This is a genomic window from Erwinia tracheiphila, from assembly GCF_021365465.1.
Lineage (GTDB): Bacteria > Pseudomonadota > Gammaproteobacteria > Enterobacterales > Enterobacteriaceae > Erwinia > Erwinia tracheiphila.
Genome location: NZ_CP089932.1, coordinates 520,737 through 545,480 on the forward strand (window position 1 = coordinate 520,737; position 24,744 = coordinate 545,480).

At 50.7% G+C, this 24,744-nt stretch carries 24 protein-coding genes and 1 pseudogene; 19 read left to right on the forward strand and 6 right to left on the reverse strand.

The annotated features are described in order from the left end of the window. Nucleotides 1-67: 67 nt before the first annotated feature. Together nudE and tnpA are read left to right on the forward strand one after the other, a co-directional pair. On the forward strand, nt 68-634 hold the full coding sequence (gene nudE / locus LU633_RS02595) for an ADP compounds hydrolase NudE (RefSeq protein WP_020322842.1): 567 nt from the start codon (nt 68-70) through the stop codon (nt 632-634). 170 nt (nt 635-804) lie between these two features. Continuing rightward, entirely contained in the window at nt 805-1,242 is a 438-nt protein-coding gene (tnpA, locus tag LU633_RS02600) for an IS200/IS605 family transposase (protein WP_046372172.1), read from the forward strand. A 227-nt stretch (nt 1,243-1,469) separates the two neighbouring features. On the opposite strand, the gene mrcA is transcribed toward tnpA, so the two are convergent. Continuing rightward, nucleotides 1,470-4,016, reverse strand: a complete 2,547-nt coding sequence (mrcA, locus tag LU633_RS02605; protein ID WP_020322841.1) for a peptidoglycan glycosyltransferase/peptidoglycan DD-transpeptidase MrcA — start codon at nt 4,014-4,016, stop codon at nt 1,470-1,472. Between the two features lie 151 nt (nt 4,017-4,167). On the opposite strand from mrcA, the gene pilM reads away from it, so the two are divergent. From pilM to trpS, 12 genes are all read left to right on the forward strand, one after another. Next, nucleotides 4,168-4,992, forward strand: coding sequence for a type IV pilus biogenesis protein PilM (gene pilM / locus LU633_RS02610; RefSeq protein ID WP_020322840.1), 825 nt, complete (start codon nt 4,168-4,170; stop codon nt 4,990-4,992). Next, a complete protein-coding gene (locus LU633_RS02615; RefSeq protein WP_020322839.1) occupies nt 4,992-5,576 on the forward strand; it encodes a PilN domain-containing protein in 585 nt (194 codons plus the stop codon). Before pilM ends, LU633_RS02615 begins: the two co-directional genes overlap by 1 nt. Continuing rightward, the gene (locus LU633_RS02620) at nt 5,566-6,069 is read left to right on the forward strand and encodes a HofO family protein (protein WP_020322838.1); all 504 of its coding nucleotides are present in this window, start codon (nt 5,566-5,568) and stop codon (nt 6,067-6,069) included. The genes LU633_RS02615 and LU633_RS02620 overlap by 11 nt, the downstream gene beginning before the upstream one ends. Beyond that, on the forward strand, nt 6,056-6,460 hold the full coding sequence (locus LU633_RS02625) for a DNA utilization family protein (protein WP_082103813.1): 405 nt from the start codon (nt 6,056-6,058) through the stop codon (nt 6,458-6,460). The genes LU633_RS02620 and LU633_RS02625 overlap by 14 nt, the downstream gene beginning before the upstream one ends. After that, the gene (gene hofQ / locus LU633_RS02630) at nt 6,396-7,652 is read left to right on the forward strand and encodes a DNA uptake porin HofQ (RefSeq protein WP_082103814.1); all 1,257 of its coding nucleotides are present in this window, start codon (nt 6,396-6,398) and stop codon (nt 7,650-7,652) included. Before LU633_RS02625 ends, hofQ begins: the two co-directional genes overlap by 65 nt. Before the next feature lie 382 nt (nt 7,653-8,034). Next, nucleotides 8,035-8,556, forward strand: coding sequence for a shikimate kinase AroK (gene aroK, locus LU633_RS02635; RefSeq protein ID WP_020322835.1), 522 nt, complete (start codon nt 8,035-8,037; stop codon nt 8,554-8,556). 50 nt (nt 8,557-8,606) lie between these two features. Continuing rightward, nucleotides 8,607-9,695, forward strand: a complete 1,089-nt coding sequence (gene aroB / locus LU633_RS02640; protein WP_020322834.1) for a 3-dehydroquinate synthase — start codon at nt 8,607-8,609, stop codon at nt 9,693-9,695. A 95-nt stretch (nt 9,696-9,790) separates the two neighbouring features. After that, on the forward strand, nt 9,791-10,771 hold the full coding sequence (locus LU633_RS02645) for an SPOR domain-containing protein (RefSeq protein ID WP_020322833.1): 981 nt from the start codon (nt 9,791-9,793) through the stop codon (nt 10,769-10,771). 126 nt (nt 10,772-10,897) lie between these two features. Beyond that, complete coding sequence (gene dam / locus LU633_RS02650; protein ID WP_020322829.1) at nt 10,898-11,719, forward strand: adenine-specific DNA-methyltransferase; 822 nt, start codon at nt 10,898-10,900, stop codon at nt 11,717-11,719. 53 nt (nt 11,720-11,772) lie between these two features. Then, entirely contained in the window at nt 11,773-12,459 is a 687-nt protein-coding gene (gene rpe, locus LU633_RS02655) for a ribulose-phosphate 3-epimerase (protein ID WP_020322828.1), read from the forward strand. Beyond that, nucleotides 12,443-13,141 (forward strand): phosphoglycolate phosphatase, encoded by a 699-nt coding sequence (locus LU633_RS02660; RefSeq protein WP_020322827.1) that lies wholly within the window; start codon nt 12,443-12,445, stop codon nt 13,139-13,141. Before rpe ends, LU633_RS02660 begins: the two co-directional genes overlap by 17 nt. Then, nucleotides 13,138-14,142, forward strand: a complete 1,005-nt coding sequence (gene trpS, locus LU633_RS02665; RefSeq protein WP_020322826.1) for a tryptophan--tRNA ligase — start codon at nt 13,138-13,140, stop codon at nt 14,140-14,142. The genes LU633_RS02660 and trpS overlap by 4 nt, the downstream gene beginning before the upstream one ends. A gap of 38 nt (nt 14,143-14,180) precedes the next feature. Here trpS and LU633_RS02670 read toward each other — a convergent pair whose 3' ends face one another. Next, nucleotides 14,181-14,582, reverse strand: a complete 402-nt coding sequence (locus tag LU633_RS02670; protein WP_232426834.1) for a hypothetical protein — start codon at nt 14,580-14,582, stop codon at nt 14,181-14,183. A 190-nt stretch (nt 14,583-14,772) separates the two neighbouring features. Between LU633_RS02670 and LU633_RS02675 the strand changes: the two are divergent. Next, nucleotides 14,773-16,050 (forward strand): annotated as a pseudogene (locus LU633_RS02675) (cytosine deaminase). 45 nt (nt 16,051-16,095) lie between these two features. Here LU633_RS02675 and tsgA read toward each other — a convergent pair. After that, nucleotides 16,096-17,280, reverse strand: a complete 1,185-nt coding sequence (gene tsgA / locus LU633_RS02680; RefSeq protein WP_020322819.1) for an MFS transporter TsgA — start codon at nt 17,278-17,280, stop codon at nt 16,096-16,098. 274 nt (nt 17,281-17,554) lie between these two features. Here tsgA and ppiA point away from each other — a divergent pair, with 274 nt between their 5' ends. The 3 genes from ppiA (at nt 17,555) to argD (ending at nt 20,110) form a co-directional block, all read left to right on the forward strand. Then, complete coding sequence (ppiA, locus tag LU633_RS02685; protein WP_020322818.1) at nt 17,555-18,127, forward strand: peptidylprolyl isomerase A; 573 nt, start codon at nt 17,555-17,557, stop codon at nt 18,125-18,127. Between the two features lie 102 nt (nt 18,128-18,229). Beyond that, on the forward strand, nt 18,230-18,805 hold the full coding sequence (locus tag LU633_RS02690; RefSeq protein ID WP_020322817.1) for an aminodeoxychorismate synthase component II: 576 nt from the start codon (nt 18,230-18,232) through the stop codon (nt 18,803-18,805). Nucleotides 18,806-18,889: 84 nt separating this feature from the next. Next, a complete protein-coding gene (gene argD / locus LU633_RS02695; RefSeq protein ID WP_020322816.1) occupies nt 18,890-20,110 on the forward strand; it encodes a bifunctional acetylornithine/succinyldiaminopimelate transaminase in 1,221 nt (406 codons plus the stop codon). A 31-nt stretch (nt 20,111-20,141) separates the two neighbouring features. On the opposite strand, the gene LU633_RS02700 is transcribed toward argD, so the two are convergent. Together LU633_RS02700 and crp are read right to left on the reverse strand one after the other, a co-directional pair. Continuing rightward, nucleotides 20,142-22,214, reverse strand: a complete 2,073-nt coding sequence (locus LU633_RS02700) for a YccS/YhfK family putative transporter (RefSeq protein WP_233485082.1) — start codon at nt 22,212-22,214, stop codon at nt 20,142-20,144. Nucleotides 22,215-22,271: 57 nt separating this feature from the next. Beyond that, a complete protein-coding gene (gene crp, locus LU633_RS02705; protein WP_020322815.1) occupies nt 22,272-22,904 on the reverse strand; it encodes a cAMP-activated global transcriptional regulator CRP in 633 nt (210 codons plus the stop codon). Nucleotides 22,905-23,214: 310 nt separating this feature from the next. Here crp and LU633_RS02710 point away from each other — a divergent pair, with 310 nt between their 5' ends. Continuing rightward, entirely contained in the window at nt 23,215-23,622 is a 408-nt protein-coding gene (locus LU633_RS02710) for an OsmC family protein (protein ID WP_020322814.1), read from the forward strand. A 29-nt stretch (nt 23,623-23,651) separates the two neighbouring features. On the opposite strand, the gene LU633_RS02715 is transcribed toward LU633_RS02710, so the two are convergent. Then, nucleotides 23,652-24,521 carry a phosphoribulokinase gene (locus LU633_RS02715; protein ID WP_046372173.1) on the reverse strand — a complete coding sequence of 290 codons (870 nt, stop codon included), beginning with the start codon at nt 24,519-24,521 and terminating at the stop codon, nt 23,652-23,654. Nucleotides 24,522-24,744: the final 223 nt, after the last annotated feature.

Below are 24,744 nucleotides of genomic sequence, written 5' to 3' on the forward strand. Positions count from 1 at the left end.
TATTATTGACAGATAAACCTCAATCACTGGGCAGTATTGCTCATACAGGCTTTTAGCTGGGGCTCTTATGACCAGACAGTTGCAGAAACCCAAAATTCTTAATGTTGAAACTGCCGCACGTTCACGTCTCTTTACGGTTGAAGCTGTCGATCTGGAATTTAGCAACGGCGCACGACGTGTATATGAACGGATGAAACCCTCGGGCCGTGAGGCGGTGATGATCGTACCCATTGTTCATAACTATCTGATCCTCATCCAGGAATATGCGGTGGCATTGGAAAACTACGAATTGGGGTTCCCGAAGGGGGTAATCGATCCAGGTGAAACTGCGGTTGAGGCGGCCAATCGTGAACTCAAAGAAGAAATTGGGTATGGCGCGGGAAAGCTGTCGTTATTGGGCCAGGTCACGCTTGCGCCTTCCTATTTCTCCAGCAAGATGAATATCCTGGTTGCAGAAGGATTATACGAAGAGAAACTTGAAGGGGATGAGCCAGAACCCCTGCTGCAGCGGTGGTGGCCACTGGATAATTTGCTGGCCCTGCTGGAGGAGCCGGACTTCCGCGAGGCACGTACCATTAGTGCGCTGTTTATGGTCAGGGAATGGCTGGTCAGTCAGGGAAGGCTGCATTACTGATTTGGCGAGACACAAAGAGAAAAAGGGGGGCCGTATTAGCCCATCCCTTTTTTATCCCTGCATGAACACCACCTCCTGTGGAGGTGGTCAGCAATAAGCTGGCTCTGCCAGTCATGCTACTCATGGGAAAATCCGAATCTGTTATCCCCATAACTGCCAGGGATTTAACCATGAGCAGATTCCAGAAAGCATCTCATGTGCACTGGTGTTGTCAATATCATATCGTATGGACACCCAGGTACCGGTTTCGCATTCTCAGGAACAATGTTGGTAAAGAGGTCTGTAAGCCGATAAGGATCTCAGGTGAGCAGTCCGGGATAGAAGTAGTGGAGCTGAATGTCCAGACAGACCATGTCCATTTGCGGGTAAAAGTGCCTCCACGGCTTTCGATTTCCCATGTAACAGGCGACTTAAAGGGTAAAACAGCCCTTCGATTGTTCAGTAAATTTCCCTGCCTGCGTAAGAACAAGCAGTGGGGGAATGATTTTTGGGCAAGAAGTTATTGTGTCGATACCGTAGGTATAAACGAAGAAATGATAATAAAGTACGTGAAGTATCAGGAAAAACATGAAGTTGAAGAGAGCCAGCTTCCACTGAAAGAAGTGTGAAGGGAAGGCTCTCTGAGTCTGGACTTAGTGCGCCCCTGTGGGGCGAAATTAATGCCACCTGCTATGCAGGTGGTTTTTTACTCGCTGAAAGCGCTGACCTCCAGGCGAGGACATCAATATGCTTTGCATTACTGCGCTGTGTGTTAAATGTTACAATGCGTACCACCACCATGATAACAATCAAAGCCACCTTGTATGGCGGTGGTTTCTTACGGTGGCTGTGAGGATCAGAAGAGTTCGCGGCTCTGCCCGTTATCCATTAACGTGGTGCCAACATTATGCACGGAATATTCTGTTGGCTGAGTGCCGTTAATAAAATATTCCTGCCGGGTATTACCACCACCATTAGCCAGTTTACCTGTACTACGATCGATAGTGACGGTGACCACGCCATCAGGCGGCGTCAGTGGCTGCAGTGGCACACCATCCAGCGCGATTTTCATATAATCATCCCAGGCTGGCTGCGCACTTTTTGCACCGCCTTCATAGCCAGAAATCTGGTCTTTAATCACCCCGGATGCGGTGGAACGCCCTAAATCGCGGCGATGATCGTCGAAACCAATCCAGACTGACGTAACGACTCCCGGGCCATAGCCTGAAAACCACGCATCTTTCGAGTTGTTGGTGGTGCCAGTTTTTCCGCCAATATCGTTGCGTTTCAAATCACGATTTGCACGCCAACCTGTCCCCATCCAGCCCGGCTCACCAAAAATGTTCGAATTCAGCGCACTCTTAATCAGGAAAGAGAGCGGGGTGTTAATGACATGCGGAGCATATTGCTGCTGGCTATCCTGTTGCCGGCTAACCTGCTCTAACTGAGCTTGAGGCACGGCAACATTCCTGCCTTCCTGGGATATCGATGGATTTTCCACGCTGTCTTCATTCATGGCGACAGCTTTTTTAGTTTCACCATAAATTACTGGCAGGTTGCATTCCGGGCAGGCCACTTTAGGCTTCTCTTCAAAGACAGTGATGCCCTGTTGATTCTCAATTTTGCTGATAAACCAGGGATCAACCAGGAAGCCACCGTTGGCCATCACCGCATAGCCACGGACAATCTGTAATGGCGTAAATGCGGCAGAGCCCAGCGCGAGTGATTCGGTATGAACGATATTTTGTGCCGGGAAACCAAAACGTTGCAGGTATTCCGCTGCATAATCGACCCCCATAGCGCGCATGGCACGAACCATGACCACGTTTTTAGACTGGCCAAGTCCCTGACGCAGGCGAATTTGACCGTCATAGGTGGGAGGCGAATTTTTTGGACGCCAGTCTGCGCCTGCGCCTGCATCCCAGCGTGAGATGGGGACATCATTGAGAATTGAGGCCAGCGTCAGGCCACGGTCCATTGCTGCGGTATAAAGAAACGGTTTGATATTCGAACCAACTTGGCGTAGCGCCTGGGTGGCACGGTTGAATTTACTTTGATTAAAATCGAACCCGCCAACCAGCGCAAGGATGGCACCATTGTGGGGATCGAGAGAAACCAGGGACGAATTAACATCCGGTATCTGGCCCAGCCACCACTCATTATTAACCTGACGTACCCAAACCTGTTCGCCTGGTTGAACCACTGCCGCTACCGAGACGGGCGTACGACCTTGAACGGTGTCTGATTTATAAGGACGCGCCCAACGCATACCATCTATTCCTAACCTCACACTGCTGCCATCGCGCATCAATGCGGTCGCGCGTTCGCCTGTGATGTCGGTGATCACCGACGGAAAAAGCGGGCCATAAACCGGTAGCGCTTTCAGTGACTTCAGAATTTCTGTTTGTTCCCATGGACGCTGGTCGACTTTCCACAGGACATTAGCCGGACCACGATAGCCATGACGCATATCATAATTAATCACATTGTCCTGCACAGACTTTTGCGCGGCCAGCTGTAATTTCCGGGTAATTGTCGTGGTGACCTTATAACCATCGTTGTACGCATTATCACCATAGCGTTTGACCATCTCCTGGCGCACCATCTCGGTCAGATAAGGGGCAGAGAAAGCGATAACCGGAACGTGGTAGTTGGCGACCAGTGGCGTACTGCGGGCTTCATCATATTGCGCCTGGGTAATGTAATGCTGATCCAGCATACGACTCAGCACAACATTGCGGCGCTGCAACGCCCGTTCTGGAGAATAAAGTGGGTTAAAGGTTGATGGTGCCTTTGGAAGACCGGCAATCATTGCCATTTCACTCAGCGAGAGCTGGTCAACGCTTTTACCGAAATAGACTTGAGCAGCGGCACCCACGCCGTACGCGCGATAGCCGAGGTAAATCTTATTCAGATAAAGCTCAAGGATCTCATCCTTACTCATCATCTGCTCAATACGTAAAGCAAGGAAAGCCTCCTTGATTTTGCGCATCAGCGTACGTTCAGGACTGAGGAAGAAGTTACGGGCCAGCTGTTGTGTGATCGTACTGGCACCCTGCGAAGCATGGCCAGAAACCATCGCAATGCTTGCGGCACGGAAAATACCAATGGGATCAACGCCGTGATGTTCATAGAAACGACTGTCTTCCGTCGCAATGAACGCTTTCACCAGTACAGGCGGCATTTCCTGCAATTTCAGAGGAATACGGCGCTTTTCGCCATACTGCGCAATCAGCTCATTATCAGCACTGTAAACCTGCATTGGCGTCTGTAAGCGCACATCTTTCAGTGTGGTGACATCGGGCAGCTGCGGCTCTATGTATTTATAAAGACCATAGATAGAGCTTGCTCCCAGCAAAATGCAACACAGTACAAGGATCAAAAAATACTTTACGAACTTCACCTGATATTTTCCATCTTAAGTGGCCTGGACAGTTTATAAACAATCGCGCGGTAGTATAAAGGCAAGCCAGACGCCTGGATACCTCAATTTCTGATACGGAGAATTTCGGAGCGGGTAATTTTTGGCATTGACAATACGGAGATTGCATTAAATGGCATTTAAGACATGGCAAGTTGGCCTGGATATACAGAATGGGCAAATGTGTGCCCTTGGTATTCTTCGGCGTCGCGGCGGGTGGCAATTACGACACTGGTGGCAACATGCTTTGCCGAAAGATACGTTGATACACGGTCATCTGCAACAATCCGGCGTACTTAAAACAATATTGCAACGATGGCGAAAGCAGTTGCCTTCCCGTATTTCGTTGCGTGTTGGGTTTCCGCCTCAGTTGGTGCTGCAACGGAAGATTGATATGCCCGATCGGCATTTACGGGAACCCTGTTGTGCCAGCTACATTTCTGCTGCGGCAAAACGCTTTTTTCCTGTTGAACCCGAAACGTTGACGCTGGATTATCGTCAACCAGAACTACATGATAATCAGTTATGGCTCACCGCAACACGGCGTGAAGCCCTGAAAAGCTGGACAGATTTGTTGCAAGAAGCAGACCTCTACCCTCAGGTAATGGAATTAACGCCCGCCGCGCTGTGCGCTCTGGCAAAGCATATGCTGCTGACACCGGGTTCGGCACTGATCCACAGGCTGGAAGACCATTGGCTGTGGTATTGCGTTAAGCAACAGCCGTCCTGGGGATGGTGTTCACTGGAAGACGCACCTGTTTTCAGCATATTGCGTCAGAAATATCTGTCCGATCAGGTTTCGTTTCACTACAGCTCAATGACGGCAACCTGCCTGCCTGAAGATTCGCAATGGTTAAATCCCTTCCGGGTGCTTGCCCACCAGCAACCTCCATTGCCCATGATGCCGGGTGCATTTTCCGTTGCGGCAGGACTGGCGTTGCGCCCGGGGGATGCCTGATGGTTTGGGTTAATTTTTTGCCCTGGCGCGATCGATTACTACGGGCGCGATTGTATCGCTGGTCGCTGGCAGGGCTGATTTTGTTGGTGGTTTTTCTTATTGCCGTGTTGCTGATTGCTGGCAGGGGAAAGCTTAACGTTCAACTGGCACAGGTCATACAACGCCAGCAAGAAGCAGGTCAGCAACTGGATGCCCTGAAAGACAAGATAAAGAGACTAGCCCGACAGCGTGCATCTCTGGATCAGGAACTGACTTTAAGACAGCAGCAGCAACAGCTTATCGCCAGCTGGGCTGATTTTGCTACTGAACTTGCCAAAATGCTGCCGGAAACGGTGTGGTTGAGTGAACTGAACAAAACGCCGCAACATTTAACTCTCACAGGATTTGGCCTGTCGATGGCTGACGTTCAGTCTCTCAGGCAGCAACTCTTGCAGATGCCGCTATTTAGCGCAGTCAGGACAGGAAAACTTAACCGTGACCCGCGAGGGTTAATCCAATTCAGCCTGCAGGCTGAATTGAAGCCTGGGAAGGGGAGTTTTTCAGGAAAAGAAACCGAAAAGAACGGAAGAAGCAATGAATCGTAACTGGCTCACTGACTGGCTGTATTTTCCTTTATGGGGACGTGTTCTCACTTTCTCACTGTGCAGTCTTTTGCTGCTTGGGGCTTTATGGCTATGTGGCTTAAGGCCTGCGCTGGAAAAGGCCCGGATGTTGGACAGCCTGCAACAGAAACAATCGGCACGTATGCAGGTTGGGTTACGCGATCTGTTACTGCAGCCGCCGCTGCTATTGCTTGAGGCCGAAATTACACGTCTGAACACCGCTTTGCTGCCGACAGAAAAAACGGCTTTGTCTCTGGCTGCCCTGATTATGCACTCAGGCGGCACTATCGAAACATGGCAACCAAATAATCAGGGCGGCGAAGTGACGATGCGCATGCAGTGGCAGGGATTTTTGTCTGCTTTGGGATATTTAAGTGGGCTTTCAGCAAGAATGGTACTGTCAGGTTTCACTCTGACAGAAAAGCAGGGTGCCCTGTTGGTTAAGTTATCGCTGGTACTTAATGATGATTTATAGCTGCAGCAACCGTTACCTGCTGGCACTGGTGCTTATGCTTTCTGGACAATGCTATGCGCAGAGAAATCCTTTCCTGCCGCCGCATGATATTTCCTGCCTGAACGTGCAACCTGCCGCGCCCCTGTGGCAGCTGCGTGGCATTGTTGGCCAGCCGGGCGACTACAGAGCATGGCTGGTTTCGCCACAGGGTAAGGGAAAACTTTGGGGAAAAGGTCAAAAGCCGGATGCACGCTGGCAACTGTCACAGCTTGATGCACTTGGCATCACGGTTATGCGCAGTGCGGGGTGTACAACACCGCTAAAAATGATGTTAAGACGGGATATTTATGCAAACGAAAAGGATTTTATTAGTTCTGACCCTGCTACTCCCTCTCCCGGTGCTATGCAATAGTCCTGCCGGGTTCTCTTTGGCATTCGATGATGCTCCTCTCTCACAGGTTCTGCAGGCGCTGGCGGATTACCAACAGCTGAACCTGGTTGTCGCTTCGGGGGTGGAAGGGTCGTTATCAATCCGCCTGCATAACGTGCCCTGGGTGCAGGCGCTCGATCTGGTGGCCCAAATGGGCAAATTGAGTATTGAGCGCCAGGACAACATTATGCTGGTTCGCCCTGAAAGCTGGCAGCAGGAAAAAGTTCATCAGGAAACGTTGCGCCAAAAAAGGGAAGAAGACTCACAGCCTTTACATACCCTTATGCTAACGCTTCATTATGCCGATGTAGAAAATGTGAACGCCAGCCTCAAGGCCGAACGGGAAAAATTGATGACGCCGCGCGGCAGCATTACGGTTGACAGCCGAACAAATAGCCTGTTACTGCGTGATACCGCGGTAGCCCTGGAGGAAACCCGGCGCTGGGTCACCGCACTGGATCAGCCACTACAGCAGATTGAGCTGACTTCACACATCGTTACCGTAACTGAAGATAGCCTGCGTGAATTAGGGGTAAACTGGGCGATGAGTGCTGATGAGCAGGTCAATCGTGCATTACGCGCCAGCCAGCTGCAGGTTAATCTGGCCGCAGGTAGTCCGGCGTTGACGACAGGCTTATCTGTCGCCAGGCTGGATGGACGGTTATTAAATCTCGAACTGAGTGCTTTGGAGCAGGAAAACAAGCTGGAAATTATCGCCAGTCCGCGTCTTTTCACCTCGCATCAGCAAACAGCGAGCATCAAGCAGGGGACCGAGATCCCTTATGAAGTTTCCAGCGGGAGCAACGGCAGTACATCGGTCGAATTCAAAGAGGCCGTGTTGGGAATGGAGGTAATACCGGTCATACAACCGAACGGGCGGATAATGCTAAAAATCCATATCAGCCAGAATCTTCCCGGCAGCACTTTACGTAGTGGAACAGGCGAGTACATTGCGATCGACAAACAGGAGATTCAGACTCAGGTCACAGTGAAAGATGGGCAGACCCTGGCGCTGGGCGGTATTTTTCAGCAACAAAACGCCCGGGGTAAAAACAACGTGCCGCTACTGGGAAACCTGCCAGTGATTGGTGCACTGTTCCGTCATTCGAAAACCGCACATAAGCGGCGAGAACTGGTGATCTTCATTACGCCTCGACTAATCGGTGATGAGTGAGGGTTTCCTGACTAAATTTGCTCTTTCCCAGGCTTTTTTGGCCGAATGAGGCCATATGCGTTTGACGGAAGAGCGGAATTAGCTTACAAGGTTTAGCGATTTTGATTTTAGAGGCTGCGTCTGGCCTCAAAGAGTATACTTACCCGTTTTTTATCATGCGCAACCCGCGTAGTCGATGCAGTGACATCAGGCTGATAATGAAGCGGACTGAAACGCACTGGCGCATGAGGCAGGCAGAGTCAATTTAATCGGTTGCCAAAATGCCTTCAGTGTTGAGATAATTTTCGTCTGATTCTCGCACTATCGCTCATGAGGTTTCAGTTCATGTCCTGTCCAGTTGGACGGGGTATCATTAACGAATTGTCTTAGTAATACCAAAAAAATGGCAGAGAAACGCAATATCTTTCTGGTTGGGCCTATGGGTGCCGGCAAAAGCACTATTGGGCGTCAGTTAGCTCAACAACTCAATATGGAATTTTTCGATTCTGATCAAGAAATTGAGCGACGTACCGGAGCGGATGTGGGCTGGGTGTTCGACGTTGAAGGCGAAGACGGCTTCCGCGATCGCGAAGAAAAAATCATCAATGAACTGACCGAAAAACAGGGTATCGTACTGGCTACTGGCGGTGGTTCTGTAAAATCCCGAGAAACGCGTAATCGCCTTTCTGCGCGTGGTGTGGTGGTCTACCTGGAAACCACTATCGAGAAGCAGCTGGCGCGTACGCAACGTGATAAGAAACGTCCGCTTCTGCAGGTGGAGTCCCCCCCTCGTGAGGTGCTGGAAGCGTTGGCAGATGAACGCAATCCGCTTTATGAAGAAATTGCTGATGTGACCATTCGCACTGATGATCAAAGTGCAAAAGTGGTCGCTAATCAGATCATTAACATGTTAGAGAAGAGCTAAATCAGGACTCACTTCGCCTGCGGGCCAAAGTCATTAAGGTGATATGCTTCATGGAGAAGGTTTTTGTCACTTTGGGGGAGCGAAGTTACCCCATCACCATCGCGGCTGGGCTGTTTAGCGATCCCGCTTCTTTCGGGCCGTTAAAGGCGGGCAACAGGGCTATGCTGGTTACGAATCAGACGCTTGCTCCGCTCTACCTTGATGCTATACGCAAGCAACTGGAAAGTGCAGGTGTAAAGGTTGACCAGGTGATTCTGCCCGATGGTGAGCAATATAAAACGCTGACAGTGATGGATCAGGTTTTTACTGCGCTTCTGGAAAAATCGCATGGTCGTGATACGACATTGGTTGCGCTCGGCGGCGGGGTAATAGGTGATCTGACTGGATTTGCCGCTGCCAGCTATCAGCGCGGCGTTCGTTTTATTCAGGTACCCACCACGTTGTTGTCTCAGGTTGATTCCTCCGTTGGCGGTAAAACGGCCGTTAACCATCCGCTTGGCAAAAACATGATTGGGGCATTTTATCAGCCAGCCTCAGTGGTGATTGATCTGAATTGTCTGAATACACTTCCTCGCCGGGAGCTTTCTTCCGGTCTGGCAGAGGTCATTAAGTACGGAATTATCCTGGACGGTGAGTTTTTCAACTGGCTTGAGAACAATCTGGATGCGCTTCTGGTGCCGGACGGGAAAGCAATGGCCTACTGCATACGCCGATGCTGTGAACTCAAGGCCGAAGTCGTTGCCGCTGACGAACATGAAACTGGGCTGCGTGCTTTGCTGAATCTTGGTCACACCTATGGCCATGCCATTGAAGCACACATGGGTTACGGTAACTGGCTGCATGGTGAAGCTGTAGCAGCCGGTATGGTCATGGCGGCACGCACAGCAGAGCGCCTTGGCCAGTTTTGCGTTGAAGAGACAAAACGAATTATTACGCTGTTGCAGCGTGCAGGTTTACCCGTAAACGGCCCCGAACGCATGCCTGCTGAAGCCTATCTGCCGCACATGATGCGTGATAAAAAAGTTCTGGCAGGTCAACTGCGCCTTGTTCTGCCAAAGGCTATCGGCAAAGCTGAAGTGCGTAGCGATGTTGGGCATGATACGGTACTTACTGCCATCAAAGATTGCCAGCAGGCCTGAGGCCGTCTGTGCATTCAGGCCTGATTTTCATTTTATGGAGTAACAGCTGCCTACAGGGTGTAGGGTGGCCTTTCCGATCTACTGGAGGACGTTGAATGGACGAGTTTAAACCGGAAGACGAGTTGAAACCTGATACCAGCGATCGCCGTCCGCAGCGATCGCGCAAGACGTCTTCTGCTCCGAAAGTGCCTGTCTCCCGACAATATATGATGATGGGTATTGGTATTCTGGTTTTGTTACTGTTAGTGATTGGCATCGGTTCTGCACTGAACAGTTCAGGCAGCAATAATCACTCCGCACCGCCATCTTCCTCACCACCGACGTCGTCGCAGCCCGTTGCGCCAACAGGCAATAGCGATAAAAGTATCGATCTTTCCGGTTCCTCTTCAATGAGTGCGCAGCAGGCTGCCAGTTCGCCGCAAGAACTCAGTGCGCCAGCGGTTTCGCCAATGCCTACTGAGGCGGCACCAGTACAGGCACCTGCCAACCAGCAGCGTGTTGAACTGCCAGGTGATTTAAACGGCGCACTGGCCAACCAGCAGGGACAGGTTGATAATGCCGCGCAAACCATTCAGGATAATGCCAGTTCGCTTCCTACTGCACAGGCAACGGTGGTCGCAGGCGCGCGCCCTGCTGCAGCGACCAGGCCTGTGGCTAAATCTGCGACCAACCAGCCTCGCCATGCGGCGGTGCATGCCGTGCCTCAGCATCAGATCAAACCTGCCATCACGCACAAGCCTGCTACCGTTGCTCACCAGCCTGCTAAAGAAACAAAGCAGCATGCAGCCGCTGAAGCAGACGCGACACCGACTGCGCCGCGAGGCAATTACACGCTGCAATTGAGTAGCGCCTCGCGTGCTGATTCACTTAATGCGTGGGCAAAAAAACAGAACCTCAGCAGCTATCACGTCTATAAAACCACCCGCAATGGACAGCCTTGGTATGTGTTGGTGAGTGGCGCCTATGCTGCGCGAACTGAAGCGGAACATGCTGTTACAACCTTGCCTGCAGAAGTCAGGGCACAAAATCCCTGGGTGAGATCATTGAACCAGGTTAAGAAAGAAGCATCCCAGTGACCGCTGGCCGGTTTATCCGGCCAGAATGAAGTCACGCTTCCAGGGAAGAGGGGCTGACCATGTAAAGCGCAGATATGCTGTCGGTGTCACCGCAGCCAGAAGAGTAGAATGTATTAAAACGACGGCATGAAAAAAAATCGCGCTTTTTTGAAATGGGCGGGTGGAAAATTTCCGCTGCTTGATGATATCCAACGTTACCTGCCTGAGGGCGACTGCCTGATTGAGCCTTTTGTCGGCGCGGGTTCAGTGTTTCTTAACACGCGTTTTCCGCGCTATATTCTGGCGGATATCAACAGTGACTTGATCAATCTTTATGAGATTGTCAAAACCAATGTAGATCAGTTTGTGGCTTCGGCCCGTGAACTCTTTACTAAAGAGAATAACGACGCGGATTTTTATTATGCCCGTCGCAAAGAGTTCAACCAGTGCTGCGACCTTTTTCGTCGTGCCGTGCTGTTTTTGTATCTCAATCGCCACTGTTATAACGGACTTTGTCGCTACAACCTGAGCGGTGAATTCAATGTGCCTTTTGGCCGTTACCATAAGCCTTATTTTCCTGAAGAAGAACTTTACTGGTTTGCGGAACGTTCACAGAATGCAACCTTTGTCTGCGAATCGTACGATGCCAGCTTTAACAGAGCACAACAGGGGGCGGTGATTTATTGTGATCCCCCCTATGCGCCGCTGTCGACGACGGCGAATTTTACCGCTTATCACACCAACAGTTTCAGCTTAAGGCAGCAGCAACATCTGGCCGAGCTGGCAGAAAAACTGGCGCGTGAGAGCTGTATTCCTGTACTGATCTCTAACCATGACACGCCGCTAACCCGTGAATGGTATCAGGCGGCACGTCAGCTACATCAGATCAAAGCCCGGCGTTCAATTAGCCGAAATGGCAGTGGACGCACTCAGGTTCAGGAGCTGCTGGCGCTGTTCGACGGTGGCTGAACATTAATTGCACGACCTGCCTGGCATCAGGCGTACCAAACTGGGAGAAATGGATGAAACAGTTTTTACTCGCCCCATCAATTTTATCTGCGGATTTTGCTCGCCTGGGGGAAGACACTGCTAAAGTGTTGGCAGCGGGGGGGGACGTGGTGCATTTTGACGTGATGGATAATCATTACGTGCCTAACCTGACAATGGGGCCAATGGTACTGAAAGCGCTGCGTGATTATGGTATTACGGCTCCCATTGACGTTCATCTGATGGCCAGGCCGGTTGACCGGTTGATTCCTGATTTTGCCAAAGCCGGCGCCAGCTATATTACTTTTCACCCCGAAGCTTCTGAGCACGTTGACCGTTCGCTGCAATTGATCAAAGAACACGGATGTAAAGCAGGCCTGGTGTTTAACCCCGCGACCCCGCTTCATTATCTGGATTACGTGATGGATAAGATCGATGTAATCCTGCTGATGTCGGTTAATCCCGGTTTTGGCGGTCAGTCTTTCATTCCCGCTACGCTGGACAAACTTCGTCAGGCTCGCCAGCTTATCGATAGCAGTGGCTACGATATTCGCCTTGAAGTGGATGGCGGTGTCAAAGTGGATAACATTGCTGAAATCGCTGCTGCAGGCGCGGACATATTTGTTGCAGGATCGGCCATCTTTGGTCAAAGCGATTATAAAAAAGTGATCGATGACATGCGCAACGAACTGGAGAAATCGCGTCATGGCTCATTTCACTGAGATCCGCGGGGTCGCTTTTGATCTGGATGGCACCCTGGTTGACAGTGCGCCCGGCCTGGCCGACGCGATAGATGCCACGTTAACGACATTACATTTACCGGCAGCGGGCGTGGCACGCGTGTCAACCTGGATCGGCAACGGTGCCGATATTATGATCGAGCGCGCCCTGAACTGGGCATTGGGACATAAGCCAACAGGCGACCTTCACGCTGAAGCATGTACGTTGTTCGATAAGCATTACGCCGTGACGGTCAAAACGGGCAGCAGGCTGTTTCCGGCGGTGAAAGAAAACCTCGCTGCCATGGCGGCCAGCGGCATCCCGATGGCGATTGTTACCAACAAGCCAACGGCATTTATACAACCGCTGCTCATTTCATCAGGTATTAGCGATTACTTTTCGCTGGTTTTGGGCGGTGACGATGTGGTGATGAAAAAACCTCATCCGGCACCGATTTTCTTGGTTTTAGGGACCTTCGGCCTGTTACCGGCAGAGTTATTATTTGTTGGCGATTCACGCAATGATATTCTGGCCGCTCAGGCAGCGGGCTGTCCCTGCACAGGAATGACCTATGGCTACAATTATGGCGAGCCTGTTGCCAGCAGCCACCCGAACCTTGTACTTGACCATTTTAACGATCTCCTGCCCGCCATCGGGCTGTCATCACCAGGATACCACTCATGAGTAAACCCATCGTATTTAGCGGCGCACAGCCTTCCGGCGAACTGACTATCGGTAACTATATGGGTGCGCTGCGTCAGTGGGTCAGCATGCAGGATGATTACGACTGCATTTACTGCATTGTTGATTTGCACGCTATCACCGTGCGTCAGGACCCGGCAGCACTGCGCAAGGCAACGCTGGATACGCTGGCACTTTATCTTGCCTGCGGTATCGATCCTGAGAAGAGTACCATCTTCGTCCAGTCACATGTGCCCGAGCATTCCCAGTTAAGTTGGATCCTTAACTGCTACACCTACTTTGGCGAACTCAGCCGCATGACGCAATTCAAGGACAAATCGGCGCGTTATGAAGAGAACATCAACGCCGGCCTGTTTGACTATCCGGTGCTGATGGCGGCCGATATTCTGCTGTATCAGACCACGCAGGTACCGGTTGGCGAAGATCAGAAGCAGCATCTGGAACTGAGCCGGGATGTGGCATCACGCTTCAATGCGCTTTATGGTGACGTGTTTAACATCCCCGAGCCTTTTATTCCCAAATCCGGTGCGCGTGTGATGTCACTACTGGAGCCAACCAAAAAGATGTCCAAGTCGGACGACAATCGCAATAACGTTATCGGCCTGCTGGAAGACCCCAAATCCGTGGTGAAAAAGATCAAACGTGCCATGACCGATGGCGATGAGCCGCCGATGGTGCGCTACGACATCAAGGAGAAAGCAGGCGTGTCGAACCTGCTGGATATTCTGTCTGGCGTGACAGGGCAGAGTATCCCAGCCCTGGAGAAACAGTTTGAAGGCCAGATGTATGGCCATTTAAAAGGTGCGGTTGCTGAAGCCGTTTCCGGGATGCTGACTGAGCTTCAGGCGCGTTATCATAGCTATCGTAGCGATGAAGCGTTTCTTCAGCAGGTCATGCGCGATGGGGCGGCAAAAGCCCGCGCTCAGGCTCAGGAAACCGTGAAAAAGGTTTATTCAGCCGTTGGATTTGTCGCCCAGCCATAGCGATACAGATAACCAGAAGTGTCCCCTGGTGCTTCTGGTTATCCGATTTTGTTCATTGATAAAATTGCCCCGTCATACCAGTAAAGCGTTATGGTTCCGTTCTCCGGTACCGTCACTACCGCGCCCGGTTCCCACGGCTGCTTATCGCAGACGACGTTAAACCCACCTGCAACCTGATAGCTTATCTGCGGATCGTTTTTATCAGCGGGCGTCAGGCGGGGCTTACCAGTACAGTTATCGATGGCCCGATCTTTTGTCCCTTTTGTCCAGATAATGTTATCCGATGAAAAGGTAACTTCGGCACCCATGTACTGAGGATCGTTCTCGACCACAGCCTGAATGCCGTCGCTGTTAATATGTACAGCCTGCACCTGCCAGCGCCCCTGCAGAACTGAATAGTCTGGTGATGCGGCATAACTGAAGTAACTTACACTGTCCAATAAAAGCGAAGCCCACAGGCGATTTATACAAGTTTCCTTTCGTATGCTGTAAAAATCAGTATAGATAAGAATTGTGCCACCACAGAGACAATAACGGCACAGTGACATTGCTATCTGGTTAATCTTACGTGCAGTGCCGGAAATCGGTGGTATGTTTTAACCAATGTCACTGACGTTGAGGAGCTTTTGTATGCAGGCCATTAATTTGAAATGGATTAATCACGTTCGTTTGCCGTGGCGTGAGGGATTCTGGCAGATAGCCATACACGATGGCACTATCGCGTCAATTTCTCCGCAGCCACAAAATGCGCCCACAGAAGATGCACTGGATGCGTAAGGTGGCCTGGCCTTTCCCCCTTTATTGAGCCGCATATCCATCTTGATACCACGCAAACTGCGGGCGAATCTGCCTGGAACGAATCCGGTACGCTGTTTGAGGGAATCGAAAGCTGGGCAGAACGTAAAGCGTTATTAAGTCATGATGACGTAAAAGCGCCCGCCAGACGCTGAAGTGGCAGATAGCCAATGGGATACAGCATGTTCGCATCCATGTGGATGTTTCCGATCCGACGCTGACCGCACTGAAAGCGATGCTGGAAGTGAAAAAAAGAAATGTCACCCTGGGTGGATATTCAGATTGTGGTTTTTCCCCAGGAGAGCATTCTCTCTTACCCGGATGGAGAAACGTTACGGGAGGAGGCGCTGAAACTCGATGCCGATGCCATTGGTGCCATTCCGCATTTTGAGTTCACCCGTGAATACGGCGTGGAGTCTCTGCACAAAGCGTTTGCGCTGGCGCAGAAGTACTAGCGTATGGTGGGTGTCCACTGTGATGAAATTGACGATGAGCAATCACGCTTTCTGGAGACTGTCACCGCGCTGGCCCTGAAAGAAAAAATGGGGCAGCACATGACCGCCAGCCATACCACCACAATGCACTCTTACAATGGCGCTTATACATCGCGGCTGTTTCGTCTGCTGAAACTGCCAGGCATTAACTTCGTTGCTAATCCTCTGGTTAATATCCATTTGCAGGGATGTTTTGATAGTTATCCTAAGCGCCGGGGTATTACGCGAGTTAACGAGCTTCTGGAGGCGGATATCAATGTTTGCTTTGGTCACGATGACGTCTTCGACCCTTGGTATCCCTCAGGCGCCGCAAATATGTTGCAGGTACTGCATATGGGGTTGCATGTTTGTCAGCTAATGGGATATGGGCAACTGGATGAAGGAATAAAACTGATCACCACCAACAGCGCCCGTACAATTACAGCTGAAAGACTATGGTATTCAGGCCAGCCATCGCGCCAGTCTGGTTATTCTGCCCGCCGAAAGCGGGTTTGATGCACTGTGCTGTCAGGTACCGGTGCGTTACTTTGTTCGCGGTGAATGTGTCGTGGCTGAGACCCTGCTGGCAGAAACCCATGTTTATTTGCATGAAAGTGAGCGCGTTGACTTTAAACGTTGAAAGTAAAAAGACCGGGAAATCCCGGCCCGTTCACATTAAATGTGATTAATGCGTTGCGTTCTTAGCGTGTTGCCTGTGCTTGCTGACCAGCCCAAGCGCTAAACACATGATAAACACCACGGCATAGAGGACGCTAGCAGTATAGAGCGCAGCGTGAGGGCCGCCTTTGTCTACCGCATAGCCGGTGACCACGAAAGTCAACATGGTACCAACGGTGCCGCAGGTCAGAATAAAGTTCACCAGTTTGGGTGACGACTCGCGGGTTTGCAATGAGCCCAGGGTAATGATGGTGGTGTAAATAGCACTGGAGAAGAATCCCAGGCTAATCATAATCCACTTCAGCATAGCGGCGTCAGTGCTACTCACAAACCAGTACATCAGCAGCGTGGAGAGCAGGGCGAGCAGCGTAAGGATACGTTGTGGATCGAAAAAACGCAGAACCGCGCTGAATACCCACATGCCAATCATATATGCGGTCCAGAAGTTGCCCACCAGCGCACCCGCCTGGCTCAGATTCATCCCCATATCTTTAGTGGCGTATTGCGGCACCCAGCCGATAAAGCCCAGCTGCCCCAGGATATAGCACAATGCGGCGACAGAAAGGAACAGGACGCCGATTCCCCATTTTTCTTTTGCCACTGTTTGCTGACTGGCCGCCTTTTTTCCCAGTACTGGAAACTCAAAGCAGAGTGCCAGCACAAAAATAGCGATATAAATCAGTACAATACAGACATAAATCCAGTACCACGGCAGTGCGCGTGCCAGAATTGCGGCAGCAATAATCGGGAAAATGGTCCCTGCCATGCTAAAGAATGAATCAGTGAACAGCAGTCGTGGGCCGCGCTGGCGGCCTTCATACAGATGGGTAATCAAAAAGGTACCAATTGACATGGTGATACCACTGACTACACCCAGTACAAACATGCTCGCTGAGAAAATGGTCAGGCTATGGCTTGTCATCAGGCCGAGCACGGCCAGCAGCATTAGCACAAAACCAAAAATTAGCTGGTGCTTCAGCGGGATAATTTCCATCAGCCACGCATTCAGGAACACGGCAACCAGAATGCCCCCATTGAGGAAAGTAAAGATGTTGCTCATTTGCGCGACAGGCAGATGAAAATAGTTAGCAATATTTTCCAGAACCATGCCGGTCACAATGACCACCGCGCCGGTAAGCGCATAGGAGAAGAAACTGATCCAGGTAAGCCCAATTCGATCACGATGAGTCATAGTCGATGCCTGTGAGTCTGAAGAATGGTGAGGCGGACGCCTGCGGTAAGCACTGGCAGTGTAACGATTCTTGTGATCTACATAAATCAATAATGAAACATGTCCTCTTAATATGCATTGAATTTGTGATGAATATAACTATGTGAAATTAACAGAAAGGGTTGGTATTGTTATTTACTCAGGTAAATAAAAGTAAAACGCTGGCGCACTGGTCAGTGCCTCTTTACAATCAACTCTGTTTTTTTGGCCTCTTGCCTACAGTAAGGAATCCTTCATGTTAAAACGTACTCTCACTGCCGTTGCCACTGTCCTTGCACTATCCACCTGCTCTGTTTCTGCACTGGCTGCAAAGGGGGATGCGCATGTGTTACTGACTACCTCGGCGGGTGAAATTGAGCTGGAACTGAATAACCAGAAAGCCCCTGTCTCCGTCAAAAATTTCGTCGATTATGTGAATGGCGGTTTTTATAACAATACCACATTCCATCGCGTTATTCCTGGATTTATGGTGCAGGGGGGCGGCTTCACTACCGATATGCAGCAAAAACCTACCCATGCGCCGATTAAAAATGAAGCGGATAACGGCCTGCTGAACAAGCGCGGTACTATTTCTATGGCCCGCACTGCAGACAAAGACAGCGCTACCAGCCAGTTCTTTATTAACGTGGCCGATAATGCTTTCCTTGACCACGGTCAGCGTGATTTTGGCTATGCGGTGTTTGGCAAGGTTATTAAAGGCCAGGACGTGGCGGATAAAATCTCTCAGGTTCCTACGCAAAATGTCGCTCCCTTCCAAAATGTTCCTGTGAAGCCTGTCGTCATTCTTTCTGCGGAAGTCCTTCCCTGAAACTGCCTGTTGGAGTAATGCGGCTGTTTTGTTTGTACCTGAGCGCTACAGCCATCATCCCCCTGAACGTCTGTACTTCCTTCATTCCTTCCCGGAGCGTCCATGCTGTTGCTCATTGATAACTATGACTCTTTTACCTGGAACCTTTATCAATACTTTTGTCAGTCAGGTGTTGAGGTCTGCGTGCGGCGTAACGATGAAGTGACCCTGGCACAAATTGCCGGGCAGCGTCCCGACCAGCTGGTCATTTCTCCCGGTCCCTGCACGCCTGATGATGCGGGCATTTCACTGGCTGCCATTGCGGAATTTGCCGGAAAAATACCAATTCTGGGCGTCTGTCTTGGGCATCAGGCTATTGCACAGGCATTTGGTGGTCGGGTGGTGCGGGCAAGGGAGGTCATGCACGGTAAGACCTCAGCCATTGAGCACAATGACGGTGGCGTATTTCGCGGTCTGAACCATCCCCTGACGGTGACGCGCTATCATTCGCTGATTGTGGAAAAAACATCTTTCCCCCCTGAATTCGAAGTCACTGCCTGGACCGTGCGCGATGGCGAAGTGGATGAGATTATGGGATTTCGCCACAGGCAGCTTCCCTTGCAGGGAGTACAATTTCATCCGGAAAGCATCCTGAGTGAGCAGGGGCACCAATTGCTCGACAACTTTATTCGCCAGTAAAAAGTTGCCTTTAATTGATTTTTTATGCATATTTCTCGATTATAATTTCACGTTATTTAAACGTAATGAAAGGTGGTTTGGCTAATGGCAGCGGATAAAATAGCGGTAACGCGTAAGACATTTGATGAAGTTATTTTGCCTGTTTATGCGCCAGCGCAGTTTGTGCCAGTTAAAGGTAAAGGCAGCCGGGTCTGGGATCAGCAGGGAACGGAATATATTGATTTTTCCGGCGGGATTGCGGTAACGGCGTTGGGCCATTGCCATCCTGCTCTGGTGGAGGTCTTGAAAACCCAGGGTGAAATGCTGTGGCACACCAGTAACGTTTTTACCAATGAACCTGCGCTACGTCTCGCCAGCAAATTGATCGCTGCAACCTTTGCCGACCGCGTTTTCTTCGCTAATTCGGGTGGAGAAGCTAATGAAGCCGCCTTCAAACTGGCCCGTTATTACGCTTCAAAACGCCATTCGCCCTATAAAAGTAAAATCATCGCTTTTCACAATGCATTCCACGGACGCACGTTTTTTACCGTCTCCGTTGGCGGTCAGCCGAAATATTCTGACGGTTTTGGACCGAAGCCAGCAGATATTGTTCATGTGCCTTTTAATAATCTGGATGCGGTTAAAGCGGTAATTGACGATCACACCTGCGCCATTGTGGTGGAACCGATCCAGGGTGAAGGCGGCGTGATGCCCGCTACGCCAGAATTTATGCAGGGGCTACGTCAGCTGTGCGATGACCATCAGGCTTTGCTGGTTTTTGATGAAGTACAGAGTGGTATGGGCCGCAGCGGCAAACTGTTTGCCTGTGAACATTACGGTGTCGTACCGGATATCCTGACTACGGCAAAAGCACTGGGCGGTGGTTTCCCGGTGAGTGCAATGCTGACGACCAATGAAATCGCGTCCACCATGTCTCCCGGCGTACATGGCACAACCTACGGAGGCAATCCGTTAGCCTGCGCGGTGGCAGAAGCGGCGCTGGATATCATTAACACACCTGAGGTATTAGACGGTGTTGAGATTCGCCGTCAGATGTTCGTTAATGCCCTGAAAGCTATGGATGCCAGCCTGGATCTGTTCAGCGATATCCGTGGTAAAGGATTGCTGATCGGCGCGGTTCTCAAACCAAAACATGCTGGTAAAGCGCGTGATATTCTTAATGCCGCAGCAGAAGAAGGGGTGATGGTACTTAACGCCGGTACGGATGTGATTCGCTTTGCACCCTCGCTGGTCATTGAACCCGCAGATATTGACGAAGGCATGGCGCGCTTTTCCGCTGCCGTCACAAAACTGTTGTCCGCTTAAGTTTCTTGTTAACGCCAGCCGACCTGATTGTTCAGGTCGGTTTTCTCAAACGTTGTGATAACCAGTGACCATGATGGGGGCGATTAGCCCAGGCGAGCGAAGAAATGGTGTGCATCACTTTCAGATGTTCCAGAATGCGCTGTACGTGTCTTTCCAGAATGGTTATTGCTGCCTGGGGTTGTTCTGTCTTAGCCTCCATAACATCGGAGTCACAGCCCGGCCCGTCATATTCCAGTCGCTGCTGGCAGCGCTGAAGCGCGATTTCGCAGGTTTGCAAATATCCCTCAGCCAGTGATGTGGTCAACATAGTGTGCTCACGAGTCAGAATAGTCATGGCATTAATATGCTCAACAATAAACTGGCTATGGGTAACCCACAGCTTCATATCAGCCAGATAGCGAGCATCGAATCCAGGCTCCTGCATGGCCTGATTAAGTGAGTTAAACAGCGCATTATGTGCCTGATTAACCTTCAGGCGTTGATATGCCAGCATCTCGGGGCGCTGTTCATTGCCCAGTAGCATTTGCAGCGCGTTCTGGTAGGTTCCAAGCGCATCATGCGCATTCTGTCTCAGTAGCCCGCTTTGCCATTGTGGCCAAAGCCAGACCATACCACCAAACGCAATCAGACAGCCCATAAGCGTGTCCATCAGACGCGGCAACAAAAAGTCCGCGCCGTTCATCGACAGCAGCTGCAATGAATAGACCGCCGTTACCGTGAAGCCGACCGTTGCCCAGCCGTAAAACTTACGTATAAACAAATAGCTAATTAGCGTAATCCCCAGCATTACCAGCAGCACAAGTGACTCCGGGGCATTAAGCCGTAGCGTAATTGCGGCGATAATCAGCCCGGCAAGCGTACCGAGCGCCCGATGTTGAATCCGCACGCGGGTGGCGCTGTAACCGTTCTGACTGACAAACATCACCGTCATCTGAATCCAGTACGGTTTGGGTAAATCAAAAAACAGCGCCATGGAACTGGCAAAGGTTAGCATCACGGCAAAGCGTGCGGCAGTGCGCAGTGCTGCTGATTTTAGCGAGAGATAGCTTTTTGTCGCCGATAAAAGCGGCAGCCTGCGCTGACGATCTGCCATTAAATCACGCCGATAGAGAGGGCGCTGTGTACGCAATATCCGCGCAATCCGGCTAAAGTGGTAGTAGCAGAACCCCCCCACGGGATTATCAGGATGCTGACGGGCCAGTTTCATCAGCGCCTGTAATTGCTTGTCCATTGTGAAACGGTCGGGCATGCGGTGATAAAGTATGCCGTCTGCTAATGTGCGAAGCCGTGCTGCAATGGTTAACGCATTCCAGCGAATAACCGCCTCGGCGTGGCTTTGTCCCACCAGTTTTTGTACTTCACCCGGTTGATGCAGGCTGACGGAAATGTGTTCCTGTAAATCGAGGGCAATCTGGAAAGCACGCGTTAGCCGTTTATGATGATTATTGGCGGCCAGCATATGCATTTGTTGATAGCAGGTGGTGATAAGATCGACGGCTTTTTGCTGGCGTGCCAGCAGCGGCGGCAGCGCTTTTTCCGGGTCGGTGAGTTTAGTTAGCAGGGTATATTTTGCCTCGCAGTAGCCTGCCAGCTCGCGATACAAAAGACTCAGCGTTTCGCGCATGGGCTGCTCTTTCCACAGCCAGAACCAGAACCAGTTAAAAACGCCGTACCAGATGGTGCCAAGGATATAAAGTATCGGCGGCTGCCACAGCGGCATCCTGCCTGCGAGGCTGAGAGTAAAGATCGCGGCGATCAGCGAGCCGGGCAACAGCCTGCCGTGCAGCGGGCTGATCTCGCCAGTGACGCCCAGCAGTATTGCCATTACAAACAGGATGACGGGTAATGGCACCTGGTACTCACCCAGGTACTGGATAAGAAAGCTGCTAAAAGCAAACAGGCTGCCGCCCACAATCAGGCGTTTGAAAAAACGTTTATGGGGCGTGTCCAGGCCGGCAATATTGCAGCATGCGGGCACCAGAGAAAACAGTAATCCGTTTTGCAGATGCCCCAGTAACCAGCCAATGGAAACGGGTAAACAAAGCACCATTGTCTGGCGCAGGGCATAATTAATTTCCGGATGGTAGATGATTCGACGCCACATGAATTCGTACCAAATAAAAGGCGTAACAGGGAGTATTACGCCATGGTGCTGTGACGACTAACGTGTGCCGTAGACAACGATAGTTTTACCGTGCGCAGAAATGAGGTTCTGATCTTCCAGCATTTTCAAAATTCGACCTACCGTTTCGCGGGAACAACCGACAATCTGGCCGATCTCCTGCCGGGTGATCTTAATTTGCATACCATCGGGATGGGTCATGGCATCGGGCTGTTTAGCCAGATTCAGCAGCGTTTGTGCAATTCGGCCTGTAACATCAAGGAAAGCTAAATTACCGACTTTCTCGGAGGTAACCTGAAGACGGCGAGCCATCTGCGATGAGAGACGCATCAGTATTTCGGGATTAACCTGGATGAGCTGACGGAATTTTTTATAGGATATTTCGGCAACTTCGCAGGCGGCCTTTGCCCGTACCCATGCGCTGCGTTCCTGGCCTTCTTCAAACAGGCCAAGTTCACCGATAAAGTCACCCTGGTTAAGGTAAGAGAGGATCATCTCTTTACCTTCTTCATCCTTAATGAGCACAGCCACGGAGCCTTTAACGATGTAATAGAGCGTTTCCGCTTTTTCACCCTGGTGAATCAGCGTGCTTTTGGATGGATATTTGTGAATATGGCAATGTGACAGGAACCATTCGAGTGTCGGGTCTGTTTGCGGTTTGCCGAGAACCATTCGCTTTTATCCTCTGTTGTAATCATGCCTTAAATTCAGGAGCGGAATTCCCTGTCAGGCGATCAAAATGGTCAAGTTTTCCCTTATCAGGAAATTTATTCTGGCTCGATGAAAAGCCTTGCTTGTTTTAACATTTCTTTTCGTCCTGTTTTGTAGAGTACTGACGAAAATTTTACAGTCTTTTTGTAGCACAGCTTTGCATCAGTGTCTTGTGTTCTCTTACTCCAGCATAGAGGGAAAATGGGAAGATTACCGTTTTTGTTATTTGCGCGTAATCTTACGCTAACTGAATGAATTAGGAGAACTTGTAATGGAAGCGCGTGTTAAATGGGTTGAGGGGCTGATCTTTTTGGGCGAGTTTTCATCGGGATATCAGGTACTCATGGATGGCAACTCGGGGGATAAAGCACCCAGCCCCATGGAGATGGTGTTGATGGCAGCAGGTGGATGCAGCGCGATTGATGTGGTCTCAATCCTGCAGAAAGGCCGCCATGACGTAAAAGATTGCGAAGTGAAACTTACGTCAACCCGCCGTGAGGAAGCCCTGGGACTCTTCACCCGCATCAATCTGCATTTTATCGTTACCGGTAGTGCACTGGCTGATAAAGCGCGATATCGCGCACTGTCGATCTTTCGGCAGATAAAATACTGTACCGTTGCCTTAATGCTGGCTAAGGGCGTGACGATCACGCACAGTTACGAGACCATCGTGCTTTGAGCTTAATAACGCCTTGTTCAGGCAGGGTGTTATTCTATTTTTTTTACCTCTATCAATCGCTTAACCAGCGGAGCCATAATCAGTTCCATCGCCAGTCCCATCTTACCGCCCGGTACGACCAACGTGTTAATACGCGAGATAAACGACCCATCCAGCATCGTCAACAGATAGGGAAAATCAATATCTTCCAGCGACTGGAAATGAATGACGACAAAGCTTTCATCAAGTGAGGGAATGGAACGAGCGGCAAACGGGTTTGATGTATCGACGGTCGGCACACGCTGAAAGTTGAGATGCGTGCGGGAAAACTGCGGAGTAATAAAATTAATATAATCATCCATTGACCGCACTACGGAATCCATCACGCCCTCGCGAGAATGATCACGCTCACTGGTATCGCGCACCAGTTTTTGAATCCACTCAAGATTAACAATAGGTACCACGCCGACCAGCAGATCGACATGCTGTGCAACATCATTTTGCTCGGTGACCACACCGCCGTGAAGGCCCTCATAAAACAGCACGTCAGTGGGTTCCGGTAGCGGTTGCCAGGGCGTAAAGGTACCCGGAACCTGATTCCACGGCACGGCTTCATCAAAGGTATGCAAATATTTACGGGACTTACCGCTGCCGCTGCGACCATATTCCTCAAAGGTCTCCTCCAGCAGCGAAAAGTCGTTGGCTTCCGGTCCGAAATAGCTGACATGACGTCCCAAATCCCGCGCCTTACGAATAGCCATATCCATTTCTGGTCGGGTGAATCGATGAAAGCTGTCTCCTTCCACCTCGGCTGCATGCAGATTCAGCTGCTGAAAAATTTTACGAAATGCGCGGCTGGTGGTGGTGGTTCCCGCGCCACTGGAACCGGTCACCGCAATCACTGGATGTTTCGCAGACATAAACGTATTCCTTATCAATAGCAATCGGCCATTGTTAACACGTTTTATAACCTGCTGTCATCATCCGTTCTGTTGCAGGCGGGAGAGCGATGACTTGATAAAAATCAGGCCAAATAGAGGGTTAGCTGAGGCTGAACGCACTTCAGGATTTTCAGGACAGTTTGTCCGTTATGGGAAATACAAGGCGATCCATCAGGGCGCTGTCCGGTGATAGCTGATTGCG